Origin of the sequence: Nocardiopsis chromatogenes YIM 90109, assembly GCF_000341185.1 — a bacterium.
In the GTDB taxonomy this organism is placed as follows: domain Bacteria; phylum Actinomycetota; class Actinomycetes; order Streptosporangiales; family Streptosporangiaceae; genus Nocardiopsis_A; species Nocardiopsis_A chromatogenes.
In genome coordinates, this window is the sequence record NZ_ANBH01000362.1 from 1 (window position 1) to 6521 (window position 6521).

Genomic DNA, 6521 nt, shown 5'->3' on the forward strand with positions numbered 1-6521 from the left:
CGCCTCGGGCACGGTGATCCCCGCCGGGCCGACGGTCACCGCCACGGCGACCGACACCGCCAGGAGGGCGAGGCCGACGGCCGCCGCGGCGGCGCCTCTGGCGGCGGTCATGAGGAGGGGGAGGCCGACGCGGACGGCCCGGCGTCGGAGGACAGCGCTCGGGCGACCTGCTCGATGCCCTCGACCGTCCGGATCGACGGATTCATCGCCGCCCCGCTCACGACGATGTAGCGCTCCTCCCGAACCGCCTCCATCTCCTTGGTGACCGGGTCGTCCTCCAGGAAGGCGATCTTGTCTTCGGCGCTCTCCGCGGTCTGCGCCTCCCGGGTCAGGTCGCCGATCACCAGGTGGTCGGGGTCGCGGTCGGCGACCGCCTCCCAGGAGACCTGGGGCCACTCGTCGGCGGTGTCGTCAAGGGCGTTCTCCGCGCCGACGGCCTCGGTGATGATGCCCGGGGCGCCGCAGCACCCGGCCATGTAGGGCGACCGCGAGTCGGAGAACCAGTGCATGAGCGTCACGCCGTCGGCGTCGGCCTCGGCGGCCGCGTCCCGCACCCGCCCCTGGAGCTCGCCGACCAGCTCCTCGCCGCGCTCTTCGACGCCGAACAGGGCGGCCAGTTCGCGGATCTCCCGGTAGACCGTGTCCATCTCCAGGGGCTCGTCCCGGGACCCGTCGCCGCCCGTGGAGTTGTCCTTGCCCTCGCAGTCGGAGGGGGAGAGGTAGGTGGGCACGCCCAGCTCCTCGAAGTCCTCCCGCTCGGCCACGCCGCCGGTGCCCAGGGTCGAGGCGAAGGACGCGGCGACGAAGTCGGGTTCGGCGTCGAGGACGCGCTCGAAGGAGGGCAGGTTCTCGGCCAGGCGGGGTACCTTCGCCTCTTCGTCCTCCAGCCCCTCCATGACAGGGTCGGTCCACTTCGCGGTGCCGGCCAGGCGGTCGGCCAGGCCGAGGGAGAGCAGGATCTCGGTGGTGCCCTGGTCGAGGGAGACGGCCCGCTGCGGCGGGGCGGACACCTCGACCTGCCTGCCGCAGTTCTCGACGGCCTCGGGTGCCGCGGTGTCGGGCGCCGCCCCCTCCGAGCCGGGGCCGCACCCGGAGAGGACGAGGGCCGCCGCCGCAAGGGCGGCCGATGCGGGCGCCGGGGGGCGGCGGCGCGGGCGGGAGGACGGGCGGATGTGCGGGCGGGGGCGTCCCGCCGGGCGTGCAGTCGCCACGGAGGCCTTTCCGTACGTGGGGCCCATTCGCGGGGCCTGCGGACACGTGCTCCCGGGCCGCCGGGGCGGCGGCCGTCGGGGTCGGCCAGGTCTTCGGACTCGGGTTCGTCCGGACGGGGCGCCTTCCCGGTACGCGTGCGCGTCCCAGTGGCCTCGTGCCCCGTCCGTCCCCCTCACCGCTGCGCGTCAGTCCCGGATTCGCACCGGGTTCCCTGTGACACCCCCGCAGGGGCGGCCGACGGCTCGACACGCTAGCAGCCGGGCACCGGCCGGTCAGCGGCGAGGGGCCCATGCGCCATTGGAGACTGCGCAGGAAAAGGGCGCAAGAAGTTGCAGGGTGCGGGGAGGGGGTGACGTCCGAGGGCAGAGTGGACGTGTGAAGCCGTTCACATCGCGGCGGATTGCTGCTATGTTGCAGCGCACACTGAAATTTCTTGCATATCTAGCAAGAACCTTACGTGGAGGTCTCGCCTCTCCGGTGGGGCGCGGCCATCCACGCTCCCCCGCACCCCCGCACACGAGGAGAGCTCCATGCCCCTCACCCTCCGAAGAACTCTGGCCGCGGCCGCGGCGCTGCTGATCGGCGGCGCCCTGGTGGCCGCGTTCGTGCTGCGCTCCGATTCCGGCGGCGCGCGGTCCGCGACGCCCGCGGCGGCCACCGCCGCGGCCACCGCCGCCCCCGACGACGGCGGCCCCATCGTCCACCTCTTCCAATGGCGCTGGGAGTCGGTCGCACAGGAGTGCGAGGACGTCCTCGGCCCCAACGGCTACGCCGCCGTCCAGGTCTCCCCGCCGCAGGAGCACGTCGTCCTGGAGGACGAGGACTACCCCTGGTGGCAGGACTACCAGCCGGTCAGCTACCGCCTCGACGAGACCCGGCGCGGCACCGCCGCCGACTTCCAGGACATGGTCGACCGCTGCCGCGGCGCCGGAGTGCGGATCTACGTCGACGCGGTCGTCAACCACATGACCGGCACCGGCTCGGTCGGCTCCGGCCCGGGCAGCGCCGGAACCGAGTACGAGAAGTACGCCTACCCCGACCTGTTCGGCGACGGCGCCTCCGGCTACTCCGAGCAGGACTTCAACACCGCCGAATGCGGCCGCGACATCGAGGACTGGAACGACCCCTGGGAGGTGCGCAACTGCGAACTCCTCGGGCTGAGCGACCTTGCGACCGGCGACGCCTACGTGCGCGACACCCTGAGCGCCTACCTCTCCTCGCTCGTCGAGATGGGCGTGGCCGGGTTCCGGATCGACGCCGCCAAGCACATGCCGCCCGAGGACCTGCAGGCCGTGGTCGGCGCGCTGCCCGGAACGGTGCCCGGCTGGGGAGAGCCGCCCTACGTCTTCCAGGAGGTGATCGCCGACTCCGCCATCGGCGAGGACGAGTACACCGGCATCGGGGACGTGACCGAGTTCGACTACCAGCGCGGGATCGGCCACGCCTTCGCCGACGGCGACCTGCAGGCCGCCAAGGGCGTGGGGGACGGCGCGCTGGAGTCCGACAGCGCGGTGGCCTTCGTCGTCAACCACGACACCCAGCGCAGCGAGCCCGTCCTCACGCACCGGACCGACCGCGACCGCTACGACCTGGCCCAGGCATTCCTGTTGGCGCACGGCTACGGCACGCCCAAGGTGATGTCGAGCTTCGACTACACCGGGAACGACCAGGGCCCGCCCATGTCGGGCGACGGAACGACCGCGGCCACCGACTGCTCGCAGGACGCCTGGGTGTGCGAGCACCGGGCGCTCAACGCCATGCCCACGTTCGCGAGCGCGACGGCGGGCGAGGGGGTCACCTGGCTCGACGACGGCTCCCAGCGGGGCCGGGCGGCGCTGGAGCGCGGAGCCGCGGGCTTCGCGGCGTTCAACGCGACCGCTCAGGAGTGGACCGCCGGGTTCACCACCTCCCTGCCCGAGGGGACCTACTGCGACGTGGCCTCGGGGACGTTCGCCGACGGCACCTGCGACGGTGCGACCGTGCAGGTCGAGGGCGGCGAGGCGGAGGTGTCGGTCCCGCCCGAGGGCGCGGTCGCCCTTCACGTCGGCGCGATGGTGGAGGGCGACGGCTCGGACGGCGACGACGGCTCGGGGGAGTGCTCGACGGTGGAGGCCGCCTTCGCCCCGACGGTCGAGACGTTCTACGGCCAGGGTGTGTACGTCGCCGGGTCCGTCGACGAGCTGGGCGGATGGGACCCGGACAAGGCGCTGGAACTGTCGACCGGAGAGTCGTCGTACCCGGTGTGGCGGGGGGCGGTCGACCTGCCGCCCGGTACGGAGTTCGAGTACAAGTACATCAAGAAGGACCCGGACGGCACGGTGACCTGGGAGTCCGGAGAGAACCGCACGGGCACGGCCTCGGGTGAGGGGTGCGCGACGGAGTTCTCCGGCGACTGGCGCGACTGAGCCGGAGGACACCGGCGCGACCGAGCGGGCGCCGTGAACCGGCGAGGCGGCCCGTCCCCTGCGGGGGCGNATGGCCCAGCCCGGCCCGCCGCTCGGCCGGGGCCGGTGGCCGGGGTGCCGGTCCTGCCGTCGTCGCCTCTCCCGTGACCACGCACATTCCGTGCCGCCGCCAGCGCTGCGGTGGGGGCTGTCGACCTGCCCTGGTCGGCGCCCGCCGCCCTGCGTTCCGTCGGCCTTTCGCCCGGCCGGGGGCCGCGAGCGGGGTGCCCGCCGTGCCGCCGCCAGGTGGTTCGCCGGTGCCGCGGCGCCGAGGCCGTCTACGCCTCCTCGGCGGGGCGGTCGGGCAGGCCGAGGCGCAGGTGTTCGACGTGGTTCAGGGCCTGGTCGATGAGCTGGGCCACGTGGTGGTCGTAGAGGGAGTACACCACCGACCGCCCCTTGCGCTCGCCGGTCACCAGGCCCAGGTTGCGCAGCAGGCGGAGCTGGTGCGAGCAGGCCGACTGCGTCATGCCCACCGCGTCGGCCAGCTCGGTCGCGGGCAGTGGGCCCTCCCGCAGCCGGGACAGGATCAGCAGGCGGGACGGGGTGCCCAGGGCCTGCAGAGTGGCGGCCACCTTCTCGGCGGCGGCCGCGTCGAGCGCGGGCTTGGCCGCGGGTGCCGGGGATGCGAGTTCGTGGCCCATGCAGCCATCCTACTTCTATGAACTAATGAAGACTTGTTCATGTGTTCCTGTATAGTGGCGCCCCGACCGACCGCGGGAGCCCTGCCCGGGGCCCGCCACGACCCGACCGCACGAGGCCCGACGATGCCTTCGACATCCGCCCCCGCCCCGCCCGCACCGGCGGCCCAGCTCGCCGCCGCACCGCGCCGCCACCGCACCCGCCTGCTGGAACTGTCCGAGGTGCGCTGGGCCGCGGCCGCGCTCGCGGTGTTCCTCACCGCCCTGCCGCTCGACCTGCTCGGCGGCCCGCCCCTGCTCACCGGCCTGCTCTACGCCGCCGTCTACGCCCTGGGCGGCTGGGACCCCGCCCTGTCCGGCCTCAAGGCCCTCAAGGAGCGCACCCTCGACGTCGACCTGCTGATGGTGGTCGCCGCGCTCGGCGCCGCCGCCGTGGGCGAGGCCGGGGACGGCGCCCTGCTCATCGTCATCTTCGCCGTCTCCGGCGCCCTGGAGGCGGTGGCCACCGCCCGCACCGAGGACTCGGTGCGCGGGCTGCTCGACCTCGCCCCCGCCACCGCCACCCGCGTGGAGGACGACGGCCGGGAGGAGACCGTCGCCGCCGAGGACCTGGCCGTGGGCGACACCGTGCTGGTGCGCCCCGGCGAGGCGGTCGGCGCGGACGGGCGCGTCGTCGACGGCCGCAGCGAGGTCGACCAGGCCACCATCACGGGCGAGCCGCTCCCCGCCGACAAGGCGCCCGGCGACGAGGTCTACGCCGGGACCCTCAACGGGTCCGGCGCGCTGACCGTGCGCGTGGAGCGCGAGGCCGGTGACGCCGTCGTCGCCCGCATCGCCGCCATGGTCGAGGAGGCGTCCCGGACCACCTCGCCCACCCACCGCTTCATCGAGCGCATCGAACAGCGCTACAGCATCGGCATGGTCGCCGCCACCATCGCCGTCTTCGCGGTTCCGCTGGCCTTCGGCTCCGACCTGGACACCGCGCTCCTGCGCGCGATGACCTTCATGATCGTCGCCTCGCCCTGCGCGGTGGTGCTGTCGACCATGCCGCCCCTGCTGGCGTCGATCGCCAACGCCGGGCGCCACGGCGTGCTCGTCAAGTCGGCCGAGGCCCTGGAGCGCCTGGCCGCCGCCGACGCGGTCGCCCTCGACAAGACCGGCACGCTCACCGAAGGGGCCCCGCGTGTGGCGGACGTGCGCCCGCTCGGCGGCGAGGACCGGGCGTCGCTGCTCGCGCTCGCCGCGGCGGCCGAACGCCCCAGCGAGCACCCGATCGCCCGCGCCGTGGTGGCGGCGTCCAGGGAGGAGGGACTGGAACCCGCCGAGGCGCGCGACTTCTCCTCCGTCCCGGGGGAGGGGGTGCGGGCCGTCGTCGGCGGCGACCGGGTGGCCGTGGGGAGCCCCGCCCGGCTGCTGGGCGGTCCGGACGAGGGCACCGGCGCCGCCTCCACCGCCTTCCGGCGGGCGCGCGAAGAGGCCCACACCCTGGAGGAGCAGGGCCGGACCGCTGTGGTCGTGCTTCGCGGCGACCGCCCCGCCGGGGTGCTGGGCCTGGCCGACCGGATGCGGGACGGCGCCGCCGCGGCCGTGGCGGCCCTGGCCGCCCGCACCGGGCGCCCGCCGGTGCTGCTCACCGGGGACGCCCCGGCGGCGGCGCGGCGCACGGCCGAGGAGGCCGGGATCACCGAGGTCGAGGCCGGGCTGCTGCCCGAGGACAAGGTGGCCCGGGTGCGGGCCATGGAGGACGGCGGCGCCCGCGTCATGATGATCGGCGACGGGGTGAACGACGCGCCCGCACTGGCGGCGGCCCACACGGCCGTGGCCATGGGCCGGTCGGGCTCGGACCTGTCCCGCCGCACGGCCGACGCCGTTGTGGTCCGCGACGAGCTGGAGGCGGTCGCCGCGGCGGCGTCACTGGCGCGACGGGCGCGGCGCCTGGTGCTGCAGAACCTCGTGATCGCGGGGGTGTTCATCACCGCCCTGGTGGCATGGGACCTGTTCGGCCACCTGCCGATGCCCCTGGCCGTGGCGGGCCATGAGGGGTCGACCGTCATCGTGGCGCTGAACGGCCTGCGCCTGCTCGGCGAAGGAGCATGGCGGAGGGCGGCGACGGAGTGAGCGGGGGCGGCGTGAGCGGGGGCGGCGTGAGCGGGGGCGGTTCCCTGATCCTGCTTGCCTTCCGGTCACGTCGGCTGGAGTGGTGGAACTCTTGCCGACTGCGGCC

The 6521-nt window shown here is 74.7% G+C and carries 4 protein-coding genes and 1 riboswitch; of the genes, 2 read left to right on the plus strand and 2 right to left on the minus strand.

The features are described from left to right. Nucleotides 1-107 precede the first annotated feature (107 nt). Entirely contained in the window at nucleotides 108-1211 is a 1104-nt protein-coding gene (locus D476_RS0130615) for an ABC transporter substrate-binding protein (protein ID WP_394296950.1), read from the minus strand. Nucleotides 1212-1292: 81 nt separating this feature from the next. Further along, nucleotides 1293-1450: riboswitch (cobalamin riboswitch) on the minus strand. Between the two features lie 292 nt (nucleotides 1451-1742). Between D476_RS0130615 and D476_RS0130620 the strand changes: the two genes are divergently transcribed. Continuing rightward, nucleotides 1743-3617 (plus strand): carbohydrate-binding module family 20 domain-containing protein, encoded by a 1875-nt coding sequence (locus D476_RS0130620; RefSeq protein WP_017627686.1) that lies wholly within the window; start codon nucleotides 1743-1745, stop codon nucleotides 3615-3617. A gap of 317 nt (nucleotides 3618-3934) precedes the next feature. Here D476_RS0130620 and D476_RS0130625 read toward each other — a convergent pair whose 3' ends face one another. Further along, nucleotides 3935-4300, minus strand: a complete 366-nt coding sequence (locus D476_RS0130625; protein ID WP_017627687.1) for an ArsR/SmtB family transcription factor — start codon at nucleotides 4298-4300, stop codon at nucleotides 3935-3937. 123 nt (nucleotides 4301-4423) lie between these two features. Between D476_RS0130625 and D476_RS0130630 the strand changes: the two genes are divergently transcribed. After that, nucleotides 4424-6415 carry a heavy metal translocating P-type ATPase gene (locus tag D476_RS0130630; RefSeq protein WP_017627688.1) on the plus strand — a complete coding sequence of 664 codons (1992 nt, stop codon included), beginning with the start codon at nucleotides 4424-4426 and terminating at the stop codon, nucleotides 6413-6415. Nucleotides 6416-6521 lie beyond the last annotated feature (106 nt).